This is a genomic window from Natronoflexus pectinivorans (genome assembly GCF_004345615.1).
In the GTDB taxonomy this organism is placed as follows: Bacteria; Bacteroidota; Bacteroidia; order Bacteroidales; family Marinilabiliaceae; genus Natronoflexus; species Natronoflexus pectinivorans.
Map to the genome: position 1 here is coordinate 51184 of NZ_SLWK01000004.1, position 21365 is coordinate 72548.

At 38.2% G+C, this 21365-nt stretch carries 18 protein-coding genes; 6 read left to right on the forward strand and 12 right to left on the reverse strand.

Going from position 1 to position 21365, the window contains the following annotated elements:
• Positions 1-324, forward strand: coding sequence for a heavy-metal-associated domain-containing protein (locus tag EV194_RS07005; protein WP_132433331.1), 324 nt, complete (start codon positions 1-3; stop codon positions 322-324).
• Positions 325-431: 107 nt separating this feature from the next.
• Here EV194_RS07005 and EV194_RS07010 read toward each other — a convergent pair whose 3' ends face one another.
• Complete coding sequence (locus EV194_RS07010) at positions 432-1043, reverse strand: fumarylacetoacetate hydrolase family protein (protein WP_132433332.1); 612 nt, start codon at positions 1041-1043, stop codon at positions 432-434.
• Positions 1044-1248: 205 nt separating this feature from the next.
• Positions 1249-2019: a 3'-5' exonuclease gene (locus tag EV194_RS07015; protein ID WP_132433333.1), complete on the reverse strand. Its 771-nt coding sequence runs from the start codon at positions 2017-2019 to the stop codon at positions 1249-1251.
• A 198-nt stretch (positions 2020-2217) separates the two neighbouring features.
• Between EV194_RS07015 and EV194_RS07020 the strand changes: the two genes are divergently transcribed.
• Positions 2218-2895, forward strand: a complete 678-nt coding sequence (locus tag EV194_RS07020) for a phosphatase PAP2 family protein (protein WP_132433334.1) — start codon at positions 2218-2220, stop codon at positions 2893-2895.
• 253 nt (positions 2896-3148) lie between these two features.
• A complete protein-coding gene (locus tag EV194_RS07025; protein WP_079558881.1) occupies positions 3149-3418 on the forward strand; it encodes a DNA-binding protein in 270 nt (89 codons plus the stop codon).
• A 79-nt stretch (positions 3419-3497) separates the two neighbouring features.
• Here EV194_RS07025 and EV194_RS07030 read toward each other — a convergent pair whose 3' ends face one another.
• From EV194_RS07030 to EV194_RS07060, 7 genes are all read right to left on the reverse strand, one after another.
• Complete coding sequence (locus EV194_RS07030; RefSeq protein ID WP_132433335.1) at positions 3498-4226, reverse strand: head GIN domain-containing protein; 729 nt, start codon at positions 4224-4226, stop codon at positions 3498-3500.
• A gap of 90 nt (positions 4227-4316) precedes the next feature.
• Positions 4317-6473, reverse strand: a complete 2157-nt coding sequence (locus EV194_RS07035; protein ID WP_132433336.1) for a S46 family peptidase — start codon at positions 6471-6473, stop codon at positions 4317-4319.
• Between the two features lies 1 nt (position 6474).
• On the reverse strand, positions 6475-7059 hold the full coding sequence (locus EV194_RS07040) for a Maf family nucleotide pyrophosphatase (RefSeq protein WP_132433337.1): 585 nt from the start codon (positions 7057-7059) through the stop codon (positions 6475-6477).
• Positions 7060-7083: 24 nt separating this feature from the next.
• Entirely contained in the window at positions 7084-8031 is a 948-nt protein-coding gene (locus EV194_RS07045) for a geranylgeranylglycerol-phosphate geranylgeranyltransferase (RefSeq protein WP_243699353.1), read from the reverse strand.
• Positions 8032-8054: 23 nt separating this feature from the next.
• Complete coding sequence (locus tag EV194_RS07050) at positions 8055-8570, reverse strand: KdsC family phosphatase (RefSeq protein WP_132433338.1); 516 nt, start codon at positions 8568-8570, stop codon at positions 8055-8057.
• A gap of 41 nt (positions 8571-8611) precedes the next feature.
• Positions 8612-9400, reverse strand: coding sequence for a Rossmann-like and DUF2520 domain-containing protein (locus EV194_RS07055; protein WP_132433339.1), 789 nt, complete (start codon positions 9398-9400; stop codon positions 8612-8614).
• 128 nt (positions 9401-9528) lie between these two features.
• Positions 9529-10758: a hypothetical protein gene (locus EV194_RS07060; protein ID WP_132433340.1), complete on the reverse strand. Its 1230-nt coding sequence runs from the start codon at positions 10756-10758 to the stop codon at positions 9529-9531.
• A gap of 189 nt (positions 10759-10947) precedes the next feature.
• On the opposite strand from EV194_RS07060, the gene EV194_RS07065 reads away from it, so the two are divergent.
• Positions 10948-11136 carry a hypothetical protein gene (locus EV194_RS07065; protein ID WP_132433341.1) on the forward strand — a complete coding sequence of 63 codons (189 nt, stop codon included), beginning with the start codon at positions 10948-10950 and terminating at the stop codon, positions 11134-11136.
• A gap of 73 nt (positions 11137-11209) precedes the next feature.
• Complete coding sequence (gene tdh, locus EV194_RS07070) at positions 11210-12241, forward strand: L-threonine 3-dehydrogenase (protein ID WP_243699354.1); 1032 nt, start codon at positions 11210-11212, stop codon at positions 12239-12241.
• Between the two features lie 64 nt (positions 12242-12305).
• On the opposite strand, the gene purL is transcribed toward tdh, so the two are convergent.
• The 3 genes from purL to EV194_RS07085 form a co-directional block, all read right to left on the reverse strand.
• The gene (gene purL / locus EV194_RS07075; protein ID WP_132433342.1) at positions 12306-15998 is read right to left on the reverse strand and encodes a phosphoribosylformylglycinamidine synthase; all 3693 of its coding nucleotides are present in this window, start codon (positions 15996-15998) and stop codon (positions 12306-12308) included.
• Between the two features lie 135 nt (positions 15999-16133).
• Positions 16134-17711 (reverse strand): beta-N-acetylhexosaminidase, encoded by a 1578-nt coding sequence (locus tag EV194_RS07080; RefSeq protein ID WP_132433343.1) that lies wholly within the window; start codon positions 17709-17711, stop codon positions 16134-16136.
• A gap of 289 nt (positions 17712-18000) precedes the next feature.
• Positions 18001-19008, reverse strand: coding sequence for a GntR family transcriptional regulator (locus EV194_RS07085; RefSeq protein ID WP_132433344.1), 1008 nt, complete (start codon positions 19006-19008; stop codon positions 18001-18003).
• Positions 19009-19261: 253 nt separating this feature from the next.
• Between EV194_RS07085 and EV194_RS07090 the strand changes: the two genes are divergently transcribed.
• Complete coding sequence (locus tag EV194_RS07090; RefSeq protein ID WP_132433345.1) at positions 19262-21181, forward strand: AMP-dependent synthetase/ligase; 1920 nt, start codon at positions 19262-19264, stop codon at positions 21179-21181.
• The last annotated feature ends 184 nt before the right edge of the window (positions 21182-21365 follow it).

Genomic DNA, 21365 nt, shown 5'->3' on the forward strand with positions numbered 1-21365 from the left:
ATGATACGAAAAACATTATTACTTACAGGTCTGGCATTTATGCTTGCATTTACAGCATCGGCACAGCGAAGCAACCAGGAGTCAACCACATTTTCGGTTAATATCGATTGCCAAAATTGTGTAAACAGAATTACCAATCAACTGGCTTTTGAAAGAGGTGTTCGTGACCTGAGTTTTGACCTTGAAGCTCAAACCGTTGAAGTAACTTATCGCAACAACCGAACCGATAAGGAAAAACTGGCAGAGAAAATCAGAGAATTAGGGTTTGAGGTGAAAGAGAAAAAGGAAGAGGGGGATAAAGCCAAAGCCAAAGATTCAGAATAAAAGTTTCAAAAAATCATAAAAGCACACAAAACTCGTATTGAGTTTTGTGTGTATATGTGCTTTAGAATGTTATATTACTTCAAAAAAACTCACCATCTAATATTCTCCTATTTCACCATAAAATCAAAGAAACATTTATCCTCAATAAATCCTTGCAGTTTATCGTTAATTTTAACCGCTCCCACGCCTGCCGGGGTTCCGGTGTAAATTAAATCTCCAATTTTCAGAGTAAAATATTTTGAAACATGACTTATAATTTGGTCGATGCTATAAATCATATCTCTTGTATTGCCCGATTGCCTTACCTCTCCGTTTACAATCAGTGAAAAATTCAAATTTTTCAAATCAGGGTAGTCCGATTTTGGAACAAAGTCGGATAATACAGCAGAGCCGTCAAACGCCTTACATTTTTCCCATGGAAGACCCTTAGAGCGCAGTTCGTCCTGCAAATCGCGAGCGGTAAAATCAACACCCAATGCAATCTCTTCATAATAGCGATTTGCGAACCTCTCCTCTATGTTTTTCCCCAATTTATTAATTCGAACGACAACCTCTACCTCATGATGAAACTCTTTGGCAAAGCCAGGGAGAAAAAAGGGATTGTTGTTTCTGAGCAGTGCCGAATCGGGTTTTGAAAAAACAACAGGTTCGGCAGGAAGAGGATTTTTCAACTCTTTGGCATGCTCTTCATAGTTACGCCCAATACATAATATCTTCATCGGAATATGATTTAAACTGAAAAATCTACCCTACTTAGAGACTGTTTAAAATTATTAAATAGATTTTTAGATGTTAGATTTTAGACCGATAGACAAGACAAAATAGAAAACCAGTTGTGTCTAATTATCTTTATAAACTATTCTATCTGTCTAAATTCTAATGATCTATAATCTATAGAATTCTTTGAAAACTAAATTTAAACAGTTACTTATTATTAAACTGACGCAGTTTAATATTTGTCAAAACCTTTTTGGTGTATAGCGGAAAATCGCCATTCATCATCCAACCGTAATATCCGGGGTCTTTTTCCAAAACATCTGTTACTTTAACCCCCTTGTACTTTCCAAAATTAAACACCTCCTCATCTTTATCGTTAAAAATAATGCGACCTGCAAAATCAGCATTTTTATTGTGTGATGAAAAGTCAGACAAAAAAGAAATATCATTTTGCAACTCATTATATCTCCCCAACTGAGCCTTTAGAACTTCATAAGTTGCACGCGTATCGGCTTCTGCACTGTGCGCATCCTCAAGCGTTTTATCACAATAGAATTTGTAAGCAGCTTCGAGTGTCCGTTTTTCCATTTTATGAAATATGGTCTGCACGTCAATAAAATGGCGCTTCTTCATTTCAAAATCCACCTCGGCTCTTATGAATTCTTCAGCCAAAAGTGGAATATCAAACTTATTGGAATTAAAACCTCCAATATCACAACCCTCCATAAACTTTGACAATTCTTTGGCTATCAATTTAAACGTAGGACAATCCCTTACATCCTCATCATAAATACCATGAATTTCGGAGGTTTTTTTGGGAATTGGCATTTCAGGGTTTACTCTGAAATGCTTTGACTCTTCAGTTCCATTGGGATGAATCTTCAAAATTGCAATCTCTACAATCCGATCTGTTGCAATATTAATTCCGGTAGTTTCCAAATCAAAAAAAACAATCGGATTTTTAAGGTTTAATTCCATATCAATATTAGTTTAAGAAAACAAAAATAATCAATCGGATTACTTTTCCCCAATAATTTGGCATTTTCCACATTTCGTAATTAATTGATTAAAACAATTGTATTTTTCGCTGAACTGTATAAATTTGTATCTGAAGAAACCAAACCTTGGCCTGAATCTGATAATTAGCCTTTTGTTATATAATTAACTTCAACCAAATTGGAATCAATACTTCAACTTGATACAGACATTCTTATATACTTAAACAGCATAAGAAGTCTACTTTGGGACAATTTCTTCTGGATATATACCAGTACCATCATCTGGGTTCCTTTATACATTGCCATTGCTTACGTACTTTTTAAAAGAATGGGATGGCAGGCAGTTTGGGTTCTGTTGGCAGTTGGGTTAACCATTACCTTGTGTGACCAAATATCCAGTTCAATACTAAAACCATTGTTTGCACGGCCCCGGCCTACAAGGGAACCACATCTTGAAGGCATACTTCAGCTGATTAATGACTACCGAGCCGGTCGATTTGGTTTTGTTTCCGGACATGCAACCAACTCTTTTGGTCTTGCCATATTTCTCTCGCTGATATTTAGAAAAAATCACTTCACAGCATTTATCTATATTTGGGCATCACTAAATGCCTATTCGCGAATCTATTGTGGAGTTCACTACCCGGGAGATATTCTTGGAGGGATTATCTTAGGAACATCGATTGGTTGGGGTGTATATAAACTTTATGAATACATTACCATTCGACACCCAAAAATAAAAAGCATTAGGGAAACAAAATTCGGCTCAGAAGTCCAATTTGCCGTTGCTGTTGGCGTATTATCATTTGTAATGATTTTTCTCTCTTCCAAAATTCTACTGAAAATCATGGGTTAAACAAGGCTTAGTTTCACTACTGTGCGGTTAAAATAGAATTAATCCAAAAACTTGAGTTAAGACTCCTTTCCGCATGGCAGAATTCAGCGTGATAGGTGCTTATGTTTTAATTGGATTATCATACAACCTAAACTAAAACAAGATTAATTAATATTTGTTAATTACAACGGAATTCTTGTTAATAAATTATTAAATACTGAAAGGTTTTGCTATCTTTAAAAACGATCAATAACCTTTTTAAAACCTTTCAATCATGAGTACTACAATAACATTTAATCAGCTGAGGAGGATCAAGGATAGCCTCCCAGAAGGCGCAACACGTACGATCGCCGAAAATTTAAACCTCGACGTAGAAACAGTTCGCAACTATTTTGGAGGGGCCAACTACGATCGGGGTAAGAGTGTAGGGATACATATAGAACAAGGGCCCGACGGTGGCATTGTTGAACTGGATGACACCACCATCCTGGATATGGCACAAGATATCCTGGCTGGAAAAGTTAAAATTACTGTACCGGTTTAGAAAAACATAATAGCTTAAAAAGTAAAGGGTGAGTTTTTTAATCTCACCCTTTACTTTTATATTTCATTTTTAATTATTGCTACTCTTGGTTAATAACTCCTCCACTTGAGCTTGAAAAGCTGGTAGATGTCGCATTCCCTTTGAGTGCAACCCGACCTCCTGAACTAGCCTTTGCAACCACTTTTTCAGTTACTGTAAACGAAACATTGCCACCGGAACTTGCTGATAAATCAGCTTCCTGACTCTCCATGGATGTACCTGAAATGTTTGCGCCACTGCTGGCACTACCTCTCACAATTTCGGAATTTCCCTGAATATTTACATTGGCACCTGATGAGGCATCAACTCTTAAAGATTTACAGTTGATATTCAAACGACAAAACGCTCCTGAAGATGCCTTAATCTGAAAATCATGAAGTTCAAACAAATCATCGCTTTTCGCCTGTGCACCTGAAGAGACTGTCAACTCATCCAGGCGGGTAAAAGAAACATAAACCTTAATAGGACCTGTTCTCGAACTACGAAACAGGCCTCGGCGTCTATTGTCAACTCCTATAACTAGTTTTCCATTTTTAGAGTCAGTTTTGATGCGATCAATCACCGATTCTTTGGCTACAACAACCACAGAATGCTCATTTCCCTGAGTCATCAATAGTTCTATACCGGAACTAACAGCAATGGCATGAAACGGGGTAACTTGTCTATCTTGTTCAAGAAGCCGATCATTATCATTTGTAGCATATACACATGAACAAAAGTTTACAAAGACCAGTGCTACATCGATCAGAATTGAGTTAATCTTTTTCATAATTTTAATCTGTCAGAATTTATACTATACCAGTTATATGAATAACCATATACAATATGACCAAAATCAGCATGAAAAAGTTACAGCAAATTATCGAATTATTTTCATCTCGTCAAGAAGGTATCCGGCTTTGCCATATTTCTCTATCAAAAACAGAGCATAACGAATATCGACTGAGATGTTCCGGCATTGATCGGGATTAAACATTAAATCACTCATCACCCCTTCCCAGGCTCGATCAAAATTAATCCCTATCAATTCTCCCCGGCTGTTGAGAACAGGGCTTCCTGAATTCCCTCCTGTAGTATGATTAGTTGCTATGAAACACAACGGAAGTGTATCATCAACAGAGTAGTCACCAAACTTTCTGTTTTCATACAAGTACTTTAAATGTTCAGGTACATAATAATCAGGAAACGAAGGGTCGTACTTTTCAAATACGCCATCTATGGTGGTTAAATGTTGGTAATAAACGCCGTCTCTGGGCTCATAACCTCGCACTGTACCATAAGAAACCCTCATGGTGAAATTTGCATCCGGATAGAAAAGCCTCTCCGGCTCATATTCCTTCATCAGGTTAATATAAACCCTGTTGAGACTGTCGAGTTTTTGCCCCTTACGGTTAAAGCCGGGGGTAAGATTAAAATAGTAAAAATCGCGCAATGATCGGAACAATACATATGCAGGATCCTTTCTATAATCAAGACGGGTATCGTATGTGACGCTTTCTAACCATTCGTTGGTCTTCTCTTCATTTGTAAAAACAGAGTTTTTAAACAAATCATCAACAAAAGCTTCAAAATCCCCATCAAACTTTTCAAATATCAGCTCAAAGATATCGGGATTATATTTAGGATACATTTCGGAAAAGAACATTTTCAAAAGACTAATGGTCATCTCCTTATCCAACGGTTTATAAAAATCCCTGAAATGCTCCGTAATCGAAGCTCTGAGGTTTTCCTTTACCTCATCAGAAATCACATTATCGTCCCCTATTAGTGCTAACCTATCAAAAACACCAGAAAATCTTACAGTTTCCATTCCTGTGCGACCGATCATTTCCAATATATAATCGCGACCCAACCGGTAATATGAAAAATCAGTGTATAGAGAGTCATAGAGATCAAATATCAATGCGTGTTCATCGTTAATCAACTCGTTGGATAAAATCCAGTTTTGGATGCTCGTTTCATAATCCTGCTTCTTTTCCACAGCATTTAAAACTCCGAGGCCTCTGATCTCTCCCTGCCATCTTTTCCACGCATTAGATACGGAGGAGTGTTTACTAGCGTAGGCAATTCTTACCGCAGCATCTTGCTCCATGTAGGAATCCATAATGTTTAGCTTATGGGTTCGTACGCCAATCAAAAGGGGATATATATCCTCTGTCAGCATTTTCAAATGCTGAGATGGAACATATTGTTCAGTTCTCCCGGGATATCCCATAACCATCGTAAAATCGCCTTCCTCAACTCCCTGAAGGGATATCGGGAAAAAATATTTTGGTTCGTATGGAACATTATCAGGAGAATACTCTGCCGGAAGATTGTTTTCACAGGCATACACTCTGAAAAATGCAACATCACCGGTATGCCTTGGCCACATCCAGTTGTCAGTATCGCCTCCAAATTTTCCTATGGATGTAGGTGGGGCTCCAACCAGGCGGACATCGGTAAACACCTCATTAACCATTAGAAAAAACTGATTGCCATTAAAAAAAGACTCAACGCGCCCAACATAATGTGTTCCATCAATGGCTTTAGCAATAATACGCTCAATATTTGCATCAATGGAATCCTTTCGTTGCCGCATGGACATTTCATTTGTTACATTCTGCAAAACATCGTTGGTAACATCCTCCATTCTGCGCAAAAACGTAACGCGAAGATTCGAATTCACAAGTTCATCCTCGCGGGACATAGCCCAAAAGCCATCTGTCAAATAATCCTGCTCTACAGAACTATGACTTTGAATAACACGATGTCCGCAGTGGTGATTGGTAATTAATAATCCTTCAGGGCTGATCATTGAACCAGTACATCCTCCGCCGAATATCACCACCGCATCATGCATGCTTTTTTCATTGATGTTGTAGATGTCAGATGCCGTTAGTTCAAAACCTTTCTCCTGCATTTCGGCCAGGTTGAACTGTTCTATAAGAACAGGTATCCACATGCCTTCACGGGCATGTGAGTTGATTAATATTAAATGAAATAACAAAAATGTAAGCGAAAGATATTTAATCATATTAAAAACTTTTAAGTTCATCATAAAGTCTGTCCACTGGTAAGCCAACCACATTGAAATAAGAACCATTAATTCTCGAAATCCCAATGAGACCAATCCATTCCTGAATACCATAGGCTCCGGCTTTATCCATGGGCTGATAAGTCTCAACATAATAATTGATTTCATCACCACTGAGTTGTTTAAACCAAACCTCAGTAACAGAAGAAAAAGCCACTTCTTTGGTACAGCTCTTTAACACAACACCGGTAATAACACGGTGTTTTTTGCCGGATAGTTTACTTAGCATTAATTTGGCAGAATTCTTATCCAACGGTTTGTTTAAAACCTCATTGTTTAGGCAAACAATTGTGTCGGCAGTAATGACAACATTTCCGGACTGATTCCAAAAGGCTTTATAAGCCTTTTGTTTTTTCTTAGCTAGCCAAACAGGCACTTCATCCACAGAAATCCCCTCCTCCACCTCTTCATCAATATCAGGTATCACTTTAACTTCAAACTTAATCCCAGTCATTGCCAACAACTCCTGCCGACGGGGAGATTGAGAGGCCAGAATGATTTGATGTGAATTAACTTCATTACTCATTTTAACAAATAAAGCAAAATCGGATTAAACAAAAAAGGTACGTGCAACCAATATAAAGAGAATCCCAAACAGCATGGTAAGTTTGCTAAGTTGCGAAGCCTGATGATAGTGCTTAGTTTCGTGGGCGGAATAAATACGAGCTGCAATCAACAAGTAAGGCAATGTAAGCAATAAAATAAAGTAGGCAAGGGTGATGGAACTTTGATTTAATTCTGGAACCACAGCGTATATGATCCAAAGAAATATGACAGATGCCAATGAGAGTATAACAACGATTGTTTTGGTGTACCCCATTCCCATTTCAATTGGCAGGGTGTGACATCCGGCGATTTTGTCGCCTTTTACATCCTCCATATCCTTAATGATTTCTCGACCAAGGTTGCTGATGAAGGCGAAAAACGCAAAACCTGTGGTCCAAAACCAGGCCATGGAACAAGCTTCGGTTTCGAGAATGGCATCACCATGAATACGAGCAAGAGCTGCAAATTCTAATGAAACCACAAAATAGGCAACCAAAGCAGTGAGGAGAGAAATGATAAGATTACCCAGAATCATGTGCTTCTTAAGTGTGGTGGAATAATACCACAAAAGAAAAGGAAGCAAAATAAACATAAGAGCATAAGTCTCTTTTCTGGTTATATAAGCCAAAAACAGACCGGTAAACACTCCTATAAAGGTAAAAATAACATGAAACAACAATACAGTTCGCCGCTGAAAAACATATCCCACAACCACTTTATCGGGTCGATTTACACGATCGATGCGTAAATCAAAATAGTCATTGATCACATAACCCGATGCGGCCAAGAAAACAGTAGCTATAACCAGAAGGGAAAATCTCAAATTCGATAAAGCCGGAACAATATCATAGAATTCCAGCATAGGCAAAAGGAGGCCGTAACGCAGAAGATATTGCAATAAAACAATTATTACCAAGTTCTTAAACCTGATTAATCTCAGAAATGCCATCATCGGTATATGTTGTTTAGTTTTAATTACCAGGCTACAACTTTCCCCCACTTTCCCTGAGCTCTTAATACCTGCTCAATGACATCCCGCACGCATCCGTCACCTCCACGTTTGTAACTTATATATCGGGAAATTGATTTAATCTCTTCAACAGCATCGGAAGGACAGACAGGAATCCCGACCTTTGTCATCACTTCAAAATCCGGCAAATCATCTCCCATGTATAGAATTTCATCAGCGTTGAGTCCTCTAAGCTGAATCCAGTCGTTTAAATCCTCTATTTTATTGGCCGATGCCATATAAATATCTGTTATTCCAAGATTTTGATACCTTAGCTTAACCGATTCTGTGTTCCCACCGGTTATGATTGCAACAGAATAACCTAATTTAACAGCCTTTTGAATGGCAAATCCATCCTTTATGTTGGCAGTTCTCATTGGCTCTCCCGAAGGATGCATGGGAATTACATCAAAACTTAAAACGCCGTCAACATCGAAAGCAAGTGCTTTAACTTTATTCAGATCTTCTTTAAAATTACCCATAAATATAGTTTTGAGACGAAATTACATAATTAAGTTCAATTTCATTCAGAATTTCGCTGCGTTTCATATGTACGGATAATACTTTCTGATATCAAAGCATAAATATCATGATGAAATGTTTCACCATTAAGCGACTCCTGATGCATTCGCATAACCTGCTTGTCGTTTCTTCTTGCAGGACCTGTTTGTGCATGAAGAGGTTTTATTGATAAGGCTTTGCTTGTAGTTTCACGAATTAGCGGTTCCAATAACGAAAACTCCATGCCCTGCTTTTCAAGTAACTCATCGGCCAACACATAAAGATGGTTCACAAAATTGCAGGCAAAAACCGCAGCAACATGTAATGCTTTTCGGTGTTCACCATCCGCCTTTTGAACCCTGGTGCTGATATGCTGAGCTACTCCCATGATTACATTTTTGCTGTGAGAAATATTTCCTTCAACCAACACAGGAACTTTCTTAAAATCCAACTCCTTATCTTTTGTAAAAGTCTGAAACGGATATAAGACCCCATACAAATTGAACCTGTTCAGAACATCCATTGGTACACTTCCGGCCGTATGCACTACCACTCCTTTCACCAAAGGCATTTCAAGAGCAATGGTTTCAATCGCCCCATCTGATACCGATAGGATATACATATCGGCAGTAACATCCAACTGCTTTAGATTATCAATGGCAGATGCCTCTGCCATAACGGCTAAAACTTCAGCATTGGCAATATCGCGACTATACACCTGAACAATCGAAAAACCGGCATTTTTCAAAGCTATGGTTAGATGTGTGGCAACATTACCTGCTCCAATTACTACAATTCTTTTTGGCTCCATATTTTTTCGTGATCTGTTAAGCAGTTATCAGTGAACAGTTATCAGGGGGCAATGAGCAGATATAATAATTATACCTTTAACCATTAATCCTTTTCACCCTGCCACCTTTACAACCATTCCCATTTCCTTTAATTTCGCCTTCTTCTTGGTTGACGGTTTCTAAGATCTATCTCATCGTAAAACACCCACCTGCCATTTTCAAAACTTAATCCATTGTGAGAGAAATCGGGTCCCATATATCTTGGGTCATCAGCAAAAAACGGATCAAAAGATGAAAGGTTATCCATGACAATCATACGTTCATTTCTATCAAAACGCAACATCATATTGGCACGCACACTGTATTCAAAAACCATACGGTTTTTGAGTTCACGTCCTTGCATAATAATCGGTTTTCCAAAAACAGGCTCTCCATTTTGGTTCATCGATAAAATGTCAATCACACGTATTTTTGTGAATGCATTGTGAGCATTATACCCTAAGAGCGTATAAATGGTCTTACCATTTATACTTTGCTCAATCATATCATAATATACAACCCCATACCACTCAGATGCAGAAAGAGTTTTACGCTCAGGGTTATCAATATGCCGATGCCTGTCTCTCAACTCAAAAACGTTGATTCGGTCATCATCTAACACAGCTACAAGTCCATAGGAAGCATTATCGCCGTTAAAATATGCGATATTCCAGGAACAGATTTTAACTTTTTGGTCATTTGAAATTAATGTTGACATTCTTTCGAATCCGGAAAATTGGTCGGCATGAAGTGGTTTCGCTGCTAGTACCAGCTTTAAACGATCGCGGATCTCTTCACTGATCTGCTCTTTTTCAACATCCTGAGTAGATGCAACCAATTTGTGGAACAACGTTTTAACTTCAACATCCGGAATATATCTTATTTCATCAGAATGGTTAAAAAGCCGAACCCCCTTTATCTCCTGGTGATCTTCAAAGTAGACAAATTCTGCAGATAAATCATTACCTACCTCAGTTATGGTTACCGTTTCTGTATGGAACAGACGAAATTGATCTTCTTTATGTTTGATTAAATAAATTAGACGGGAATTGATATAACGGTATGGCAGGATTCCGGCAAGAACAACAGTAGAAGAATCGTGGCTAAATTGTGAGATCCACCCTTTCGGCAGAAATCCATCAAGTTCATCTGTTTTTAAATCAACAGAAAGTTGATTTAAAGTGGCAAGAAACTCTGAAAATCGGAAATTTTTCTCATTATCATCGAGAGCAATCATCTCGTTCCATAGACCTGGAAATGAATTTCTACCAGCGTGAATTTCTGAAAAGGATATCACAAATATTATTAAAACAATGAGAAACACAACTCTATTCAACATACCACAACTTTTTAAGATCAAACAAAACATCGGGTTCGTTTAATCAAATTTCAAACCAAAAATAATATAAAAAGTCAGCTTTATTAAAATTGTAAACGGCTAAATAAACTGAATCTTATGAACTAGTATTATTTATTTATATATTTTTATTTATATATTTGCATCTTTACATTATTAAAACAATTAAATATGGAAAACACAAAATCTAAAAAGAGAGCACACATTATAAGGCCAGTTATTTTCATTGTAGCAGGCGCGTTTCTCGGATTTTTATATTATCACTTTATTGGTTGCAACGGAGGATGCTCAATTACCTCCACACCAGTAAATAGCATTTTAACCGGTGCTCTCCTTGGTGGAATATGGGGAATAAAATAACAAAATTGTGATTTTTGTTATTTCTACTCATAAAGAAATATCGTAACTTATTTTCATAATATAACTAACTATTATGGAGAAAATGCGTGCATTGGTAAAAGCAAAACCCAAGCCTGGAATATGGATGCAGGAAGCTCCGGTACCAGAACCGGGTCATAATGATGTCCTCATAAAAATAACAAAAACATCCATTTGTGGAACTGATTTACATATATATAACTGGGATGATTGGGCACAGCACACCATTAAAACACCAATGACCATCGGTCATGAATATGTTGGCTATGTAGCCAAAAAAGGTTCGGAAGTTAAGAATGTAAAGGAAGGCGACCGAGTAACCGGAGAAGGGCATATCGCGTGCGGACACTGCCGAAACTGCAGACGAGGTCGTCAGCATATTTGTGAAAAAACCATTGGAATTGGAGTAAACATAAACGGCGCATTCGCCGATTATGTGCTTGTACCATCAAACAACGTCATGAAAATCAGCTCAAAAATTCCTGATGAGATTGTCTCAATCATGGATCCTTTTGGTAATGCAACACATACGGCGTTATCTTTCCCTCTTATTGGTGAAGATGTTTTGGTTACTGGAGCCGGTTTAATTGGAAGTATGTGCGTGGCAGTAGCAAAGTTTGCAGGAGCCAGATATGTTGTGGCTACCGAACTAAATGATTATAGAGCCAACCTTGCCCAAAAGATGGGTGCCACCAAAGTTATTAATCCAAAAGAAGAGAACCTTTCTGATGTAATTGAGGAGCTTGGAATGATAGGTTTTGATATTGGTCTTGAGTGCTCCGGATCCACCGCAGCGTTTAATCAGATGCTCGACCATATGTATAACTCAGGCAAAATAGCACTATTGGGAATTCTACCTGCCAAAACCATGGTGGATTGGAACAAAATGATTTTTAAAGGACTAACATTAAAAGGTATATATGGCAGAGAAATGTTTGAAACATGGTATCATATGGAACAGATGTTGATGTCAGGATTAGATATTTCTCCTTTAATCACTCATCGGTTCAGCATTGATGAATATCAAAAAGGATTTGACATCATGCAAACAGGGAATTGCGGAAAGGTTATTTTAAACTGGGAGTGATATAAAATAATCAAGCAGGATTAATTCAAGAATTAATCCTGCTTGATTCATGTTTTTTTATGATCTACTTTTTACTTTCAACCCATTTTCGGGCATTAACAAAAGCCTCCAGCCATGGTGTTACCTCATCATTTTTCCGATTACTTGGATAATGAGCCCATTGCCATGGGAAAATTGCTCTTTCCAAGTGAGGCATCATAGCAAGGTGGCGACCATCTGCTGAACAAATTCCAGCTACATTATAATCGCTTCCGTTTGGATTGGCAGGATACCCTTCATATCCATAATGACCAATAATATTATATGCACTTTTTTCCATTGGCAAATTGAACTTGCCCTCACCATGCGCAATCCAAATTCCCAGACGACTGCCGGCTAAAGTATTAAACATGACAGAATTATTCTCCGGGATTTCCATATTTACAAAACCGGATTCAAACTTATGGGACTCGTTATGTAGCATTTTTGGTTTTTGCTCATGCTCAGGATAAACCAGCCCAAGTTCAACCATCAGCTGACAACCGTTACAAACCCCCAAGCTTAATGTGTTTTCTCTTTCGTAAAAAGCGTTTAGCGATTTTTTGGCAGCATCATTGTATAAAAACGCTCCAGCCCAACCTTTAGCTGATCCTAATACATCTGAGTTACTAAAACCACCTACAAAAACAATAAAATCAATATCTAAAAGAGTTTCTCTACCGGTAATCAAATCAGTCATATGAACATCCACCACATCGAATCCGGCAAGATATAGGGAATAAGCCATTTCTCTGTCGCCATTGACTCCCTTTTCACGAATGATGGCAGCCTTAGCAGTTCGCTTACCGCTTTCGGGCAGATCATCAACTTTAAGAGAATTCAAAGAACCTTTGAATTCGTTATCTATTTTAAAAGATAATGGCTGTGACTTGTAATTTTTAAAACGTGCAGCAGCTTGTTCTGCTCCACTCTGTTGGCGATCCAGAAGGTATGATGTTTTATACCAAAGATCGCGCATTTCATCGATATCAATTGATATGTTGTTACCTTTACCTTCAATAACCAAAGTACGATCTTTAATTGGTTTACCAATTAAAGTATATTCAATTTCGTACTTCTCTAGAATCGCTGCGACTGCTTTTTCATCTTCAACCTGGATAATCACTCCCGGATTTTCTGAGAAAAGAATTTTAACAACATCCTCTTCTTCGAACACAGAGAGATTTGCCTTAATACCATAGCTGGTATTGGCAAAACACATTTCAAGCAAAGCTGTAACAAGACCTCCTGCTGATATATCGTGTCCGGCAAGAATGAGACCTTCTTTAATCAGCTCCTGAATTGCAGCAAATCCTTGTGAAAAATATTCTACGTCTGTAACCGTGGGCGTTTCATTCCCTAATTGGTTGAGAATTTGGGCAAAACTACTTCCTCCAAGTTTTAAACCATCAAATGACAGATCAACATGTAACAGTTTGGTGTCACTGTTTCTGACTAACACAGGTTCAATCACTTTTCGGATGTCGCTCACTTCACCTACTGAGCTTACAATGACCGTACCCGGTGAAAAAACCTGTTCTCCATCCTTGTATTTTTGAGTCATGGACAGAGAATCCTTTCCCGTGGGAACGTTGATTCCCAAATCGGTGGTAAAATCACTGAGAGCCTCAACAGCTTTGTACAAACGTGCATCTTCCCCCTTGTTTTTACAAGGCCACATCCAGTTCGCACTTAAACTTACTCCCTTAAGTCCATGAGTTAATGGAGCCCAAACAAGGTTTGTGAGCGCCTCAGCTACAGAAAGCACCGAGCCCGCTGCCGGGTCGATCAACGCAGGAGCCGGAGCATGTCCAATGGATGTAGCTACTCCCTCAATTCCGCGATAATCAATAGATGTCACCCCAACATTGTTTAAAGGAAGCTGAATTTCTCCAGCGCATTGTTGTTTGGCAACACGTCCGGTCACTGAGCGGTCAACTTTATTGGTAAGCCAATCCTTACAAGCAACAGCCTCCAGTTGTAAAACATCCTTAATATATTGCTCTATTTGAGAGGCATCATAGTTTAAACCCGAAAAGTTATCCTCAACCGTTTCATCTTTCATGATGGTTTTTGGAGGGTTTCCAAACATATCAGCCAGTTGCCAATTGATGGGTGCATTTCCATTGGAGTCCTCAAACTTAAGATGCATATCGCCGGTAGTTTCACCCACTACGTACATAGGCGAGCGTTCTCTTTCGGCAACTCTCTTTAAATCTTCAATATCCTTTTCATTTAAGACCAATCCCATTCTCTCCTGCGATTCATTGCCAACAATCTCGCGAGCAGAAAGAGTTGGGTCTCCAATAGGCAATTTATCAAGGTGGATGGTACCTCCTGTGGTTTCGACCAATTCTGAAAGGCAATTTAAGTGGCCACCGGCTCCATGATCATGAATGGAAACAATTGGATTCTCATCCCTCTCTACCATAGCACGTATGGCATTCATGGCTCTTTTTTGCATTTCGGGATTTGAACGCTGAACAGCGTTCAATTCAATGCTGTTGTCATATTCACCTGTAGCAACAGAGGATACTGCTCCTCCTCCCATTCCAATCCGGTAGTTATCTCCTCCAAGAACAACCACTTTGTCGCCTTTCGAAGGATCGTTCTTTAAACTATCACTTTTTCGTGCAAAACCAATTCCTCCTGCAAGCATGATCACTTTGTCAAAAGCAAATTTCTTTTGATTCTCAAAATGCTCAAAAGTAAGAACAGATCCACAAATCAGAGGTTGGCCAAATTTGTTACCAAAATCGCTTGCTCCATTTGAAGCTTTTACAAGAATTTGTTCAGGTGTTTGATAAAGCCAAGGCCTTTCAGGTATATTTTTCTCCCAATCTCTTCCTCCATCGGGACGTGGATAACTTGTCATGTATACAGCAGTTCCGGCTAAGGGCAATGATCCTTTCCCTCCAGCCAGACGGTCACGAATTTCGCCTCCTGTACCAGTAGCTGCCCCGTTAAAAGGTTCAACCGTTGTTGGGAAATTGTGTGTTTCGGCTTTTAGTGAAATAACTGTTTCAATCTCTTTCTCAGCAAACAAATCAGGTTTGTCTTGTGTTTTGGGCGCAAATTGGCTCGCAACAGGCCCCTGTACAAAGGCAACATTATCTTTGTAAGCGGAAATCAGATAGTTTGGGTTCTCTTTTGAAGTACGCTTAATCAACTGAAAAAGAGAACTTGGTTTCTCATCTCCATCTATGATAAATATCCCGTTAAAGATTTTATGACGACAGTGTTCTGAATTAACCTGTGAGAACCCGAAAACTTCACTATCAGTTAATTTTCGCCCGAGACGCTTGCTTAAATCATTCAGATAACTGATTTCATCAGCACTTAAAGCGAGTCCCTCTTTTTGATTGTAAGCAGCAACATCTTCGATGTATACAATCTCATCGGGCTTTTTGTTGATATCAAAAAGAGTTTGATCTATGCCGTAATACATTTTCTGCAACATGGGATCAAATGTTGCTTCAGCACTTTCAACACCGAAAAACTCTTCAATCCTCAATATTCCGGAGATGCCCATATTTTGAGTTATCTCAACAGCATTTGTACTCCAGGGAGTTATCATTTCCCGTCGGGGTCCAACAAAAAAACCTTCCAGATTACCAACATCCAGAAGTTTTGCATTACTGAATAACCATTCCAGTTTTTGAATATCTTCATCAGACAGTTGCCCTTTAACATGCACTGCCAAAACCTGATTGGAGTTACCCCCGAAAAAAAGAACCATGAATTATGCTTTTATTTTGGATTAATTTCTGTGGAATTCGATGCAAATTTAATCAATTGCAATTGTATGCCAACATAAAAAGATGAAAAACAAAAAACATCTCAATTTTTTGCATAAAAACCAGGCTTCTTCTCGTTATTCTATATGATTCCATGGAACCTTGGGAGATCGGTAAAAATTAATACCTTTAGCTTCCAGTCGGTATCCGTGCCTTGCCAGTCGGAATTTGTATTCATCCCAATTTCTCTGATCCATATCAGCCCATGCAATTTCTGCAATCCCGGGGAGTCTAGGGAATACCATGTATTCGATATCAGCCATGGTTTCTATTGTTTCAGTCCACAAAGGTGACTCTACACCGATAATAAACTCTTCCGGCACTCCGTCGATGAAAGTAGTTGGGTCCCAATTATAAGCTTCATCAACCTCTGTGTATCCAGCCCAGTTTAAACCAAGAACGGTGGTTGAATCATATTTCATATCGAGGTAAGCATGTTTGGCAGGAGACATTATGATGCGGGCATTCTGTTCAATAGCTAGACGGGCATTTTCCGGACTTGCCCATAATTGCACTATTGATGTTGGCAAAAGATCGGCCGTAGCGATTTCATCCCAACCAATCATTTTTAAGCCATATGAATTTATGATATCCTGAGCACGATTAATAAAATAGACATAGTCATCTTTAGGTGTTACGTGGGATTCATCACCACCAATATGGAAAAACGGGCCATTTATCAATTCCGAAATCTCCCGTACTACATCATCAACAAATTGATAGGTAATCTCTTTTCTGGCAGCAAGAGTACTAAAACCCACTTCCATTCCCGTGTAAAGTTCGCGAGCCACACCATCTTCATTTAATTCAGCGTAGGACGCCAACGCAGCATTGGTATGCCCGGGCATGTCAATCTCGGGAATTACGATAATATATCTTTCGTCAGCATATTTAACGATCTCCGAGAAATCCTCCTGGGTATAATACCCCCCTTCTCCTCCTCCAACTTGTGTTGATCCACCAATTTCTGTAAGTTTTGGCCACGATTTGATCTCAATTCTCCAACCCTGATCATCAGACAAATGCATATGGAACCGATTCATTTTATATGCAGCCATAAAGTCGATAAACCTTTTCACATCCTCTACGCCAAAAAAATGCCTACTAACATCAAGCATAGCTCCACGATGTTCATATCTTGGATAATCTCTGATTACTCCAGTACCAATTAACCAACGTTCGGATTGCACTTCGTTCTTTTCTATTTGCACCGGGAAAAGTTGGCGAAGTGTTTGTAACCCCCAAAATAATCCTACTGGATTATTGGCATTAAGCCGGATATGATCATCATCTACAAATAATTCATATCCTTCTTCGCCCAATTCTGGAAAATCACCCACTGACAACACCAAAGACTCTTTATTTAATTGACCAGCATTTTGATAAACCGGAACATCAAAACCGGAAGATTTTCTCAAAAAATCTGCAAATATTTCTGCACTCCTCAGTACTTCGTCACGTTCATCATTCACCAAAATTCTAAAAGATTGCGAAACCTCAAATGATCCAAAAGCCGGAATGATTTCCTTAGGAACAGGAATTAAATCAGCATTCGAGATATCAATTTTGGGAACATCCTTGCAGGAAATTCCAATTAGAAGAATTGCTAATAGAGGAAAAGCAAGATTTAGAAAGTTTGCAGAGTATTTATTCATCTGTTTATAATTTGTTTTTTATAGGCCAGATGGAACTCGCCAATAATCATCCTCCTGTGTGAGAACTTTTTCTCATGGCTCGTTTCATGTGTCTAAAATTTGTTTTTTATAGGCTCCCGAAGCCTCGGGAGAACATCCAGGAATAATCATTGGCTACGCCGATCTTCGATTCCTCGGTGTGAGAAAAACTTTATCATGGCTCGTTTCATCGCTTGAAATTTATTTGGTTAACCATATAAATTTAATCAAATTCTTCGAATTTCATTAAAAATTAATGCATACGTTCAAACTACAGAGATCTCCGAATAATCAGTTTGGATGGATTCTTAACTTCTTCCTTATCCTTAGAAATAATCATTTTTGCAAGACTCTCACCCATAGCCTTAAAGTCGGTAGAAATAGTTGTAATACCATCAGCTATTATCTCTTTTAGTCCATAATCATTCAGTGAAATAATCCCAACATCAACTCCTACTTTGTAATTTACTCTTCGGCAATATTTTACCAGAAAAACCAAATCCCTATCATTTGGCATGATATAGGCATGTCCCCTAAAAACATCAGACTCAGTTAATCCAGATATTACATCATTTTTAAAATTAAAATCCTCACAAAACTTCTTAAATCCGTTAAAAAAACCTCTAGGTTCTTTTCCTCCCGGGTAAACAAGAATCAATTGTTTATACTTTTTCAGAAGTCCCAGCCCTTGCCGCAAACCGTTATATATATCTTCATCAAAAGACTGGTATATGGACGGATAGTTACCCTTTAATGATACCGGCAACTGATCGAGTATGAACACCTTATCGAGTGGAAGCTTTTTAATTGATAAATGAGCGTTGGGCAATAGCGCGGGCATTATCACATAATTAGTATAGTTTCCTAGCTGATTTGTTATGATAGAATCAAAAACCTCTTCATTAAAATGGTGAAAAAAGATATCAATCTGCGCCCTCCCGGCTATAGTGGTAATAAAAGCATTATACAAATCTTCCTTAAACCCGTTAAACTCATCAAACAACAATAATATACGTAAATCATGGTTAACATCAGTACTTTCAATATAATACCCTTTACCTGGAACACTTTTCAACACACCCCTGGATTTCAATTCATTATAGGCAAGCAACACCGTATCTCGAGATAGGCTATTCCGCTGAGCAATGTCATTAACAGAGGGGAGTTTATCGCCGCGTTTAAGAAAACCTTTACGTACCATGGAAATAACCGAATCAATTATCTGACGGTATTTAGCATGAGCCGATGCTTTATTGACCTTAATTATATCTCGATTCATTTATAACAGTTAAATATTTTGTAATAAATGCCGACTACAAAATAACACCTTCATTGATAAATATTGTGCAAATCCTTAAGAAATATGGAATATATCGTATTTTTTCTAAATTTGTATAATTGAAGACATATTTTGAGAGGTTTATTAAACCTCTCATTGCGTATAAAAATAACATATTCTAATTCATAACCAACCCGATCATCTGTTTCCTTTAAAAATAAAATAACAGCTTACAAACTAACATCTTAATGCAATGCTAAGCATCATTGACTATTTTGAAGATAAAGCCTCCCAATTTGGCAACAATCCTTTAATATGGGAAAAGAGAGAAAACATATACGAATCCACATCTTATAACGAAAGTCTTGAATTAATTAAAACATATGCCGCAGGGCTTATGGGAATTGGTTTTGAAAAGGGAGATCGTGTTTCATTGTTATCGGAAGGAAGAAGAGATTGGCTCATTGCCGAATTATCCATACTTTATGCAGCAGGTATCAATGTTCCTTTATCAACAAAACTGGAGGAATCCAACGACCTGGTATTCAGAATAAATCATTCCGACAGTAAAATCATTATAGTATCCGCTTATCAACTGCCCAAAATAAGAAATATCATCAATCTATTGCCGGCCGTTGAAAAGGTTATCATTCTGGATGAAATTGAAAATTTGCAAACAAAAGAAATTCTTTGGTCTGATTTATGCAAATCAGGAATTGAATTCAGAAAAACAGATGAAAACAAGCTGAAAAACCGTCGAAACGAGATCACTCCCAACGATGTTGCAAATATCTCTTACACATCAGGAACCACTGCCGATCCTAAGGGAATTATGTTGTCACATCGAAATTACACAGCCAATGTTGAACAAGCTTTTAGTTTTATTGATATTCCTTCGCATTACCGAACCCTTGTGGTTCTGCCGTGGGATCATGCTTTTGCACATACGGCGGCACTTTACGCGTTCATGTACCGAGGAGCATCGGTAGCAGCTGTAAAAAGTGGAAGAACCCCCAATGAAACACTTAAAAATTTTGTAAATAACATGCAGGAGATTCAGCCGCACGTATTAATGAGTGTACCTGCACTGGCCAAAAACTTCCGCAAAAACATAGAAAAGGGGGTTCGGGACAAAGGCAAAATTGCCTGGTTACTCTTTTCCCTTGCCATAAAACATGCATTCTGGTATAATGGAACAGGAGACAATAAAGGTAAAGGTATTAAGAAGCTAACCAAGCCAATAGGAAATCTTTTTGACAAGATTCTTTTTAAGAAGATCCGTTTAAAATTTGGGGGAAATCTTAAATTCTTTATTGGTGGCGGGGCACTGCTGGATATAGAATTACAAAAATTCTTTTATGCCATTGGAATTCCCATGTATCAGGGATACGGACTAAGTGAAGCTGCCCCTATAATTTCTGCTAACACTCCCGATTTCCACAAAATGGGATCGTCAGGAAAAGTGGTGCATAACCTGGAACTCAAAATATGTGATGAGAACGGGCGTGAAGTTAATACTGGAGAGTCGGGAGAAATTGTTGTAAAAGGGGAAAATGTAATGCTTGGCTATTGGAAAAACAAAACAGCCACAGCAGAGACCATAAAGGATGAGTGGCTATACACTGGTGATCTTGGCTATGTGGATAATGAGAACTATCTATACGTAAAGGGCCGTTTTAAAAGCCTTCTGATATCACATGATGGAGAAAAGTACAGTCCGGAAGGAATTGAAGAGGCTATTATTGATCATTGCCCATTAATAGATCAGTTTATGCTATATAACAACCAAAGTCCGTATACCATAGGTTTGGCTGTTCCTAATGCTGACAACATCAGCAACCTCCTGAAAAATCATGAATTTCAATCTGATGAAGAGAGAAGTGCCTTCATTCTTCGGGCAATTCAGGAAGAGATAAACCAATTTAAACAAGGCGGCAAACTTGATGATATGTTTCCGCAACGCTGGCTACCAACCGCAGTTGGAGTGTGTCCTGAGCCTTTTACAGAAGCAAATAAGATGTTGAACAGCACCATGAAAATGGTTCGAAGAGTTGTTGAAACCAAGCTAAATAAAGAAATAAGCCATCTTTATACTCCGGATGGAAAAGATCTGTTTAACGCAAGAAACAGGCAAAATATTATGCTGTATTTAATTAAGCCCGTCAGCTCCTAGTTATTAATGTATCACAAAAAATGGGCTGAACAACTAATATTATGATTCGTTTATCAACAATTTTGATCAATCCATAAAAAAAATGAAACAAAAAAGCATTATATTACGTCTTTGTATAGTATAACTATTTCATATTTTTAAAGTTTTCACCAATTTTACACCCTAATATAGAACTATAGTACTC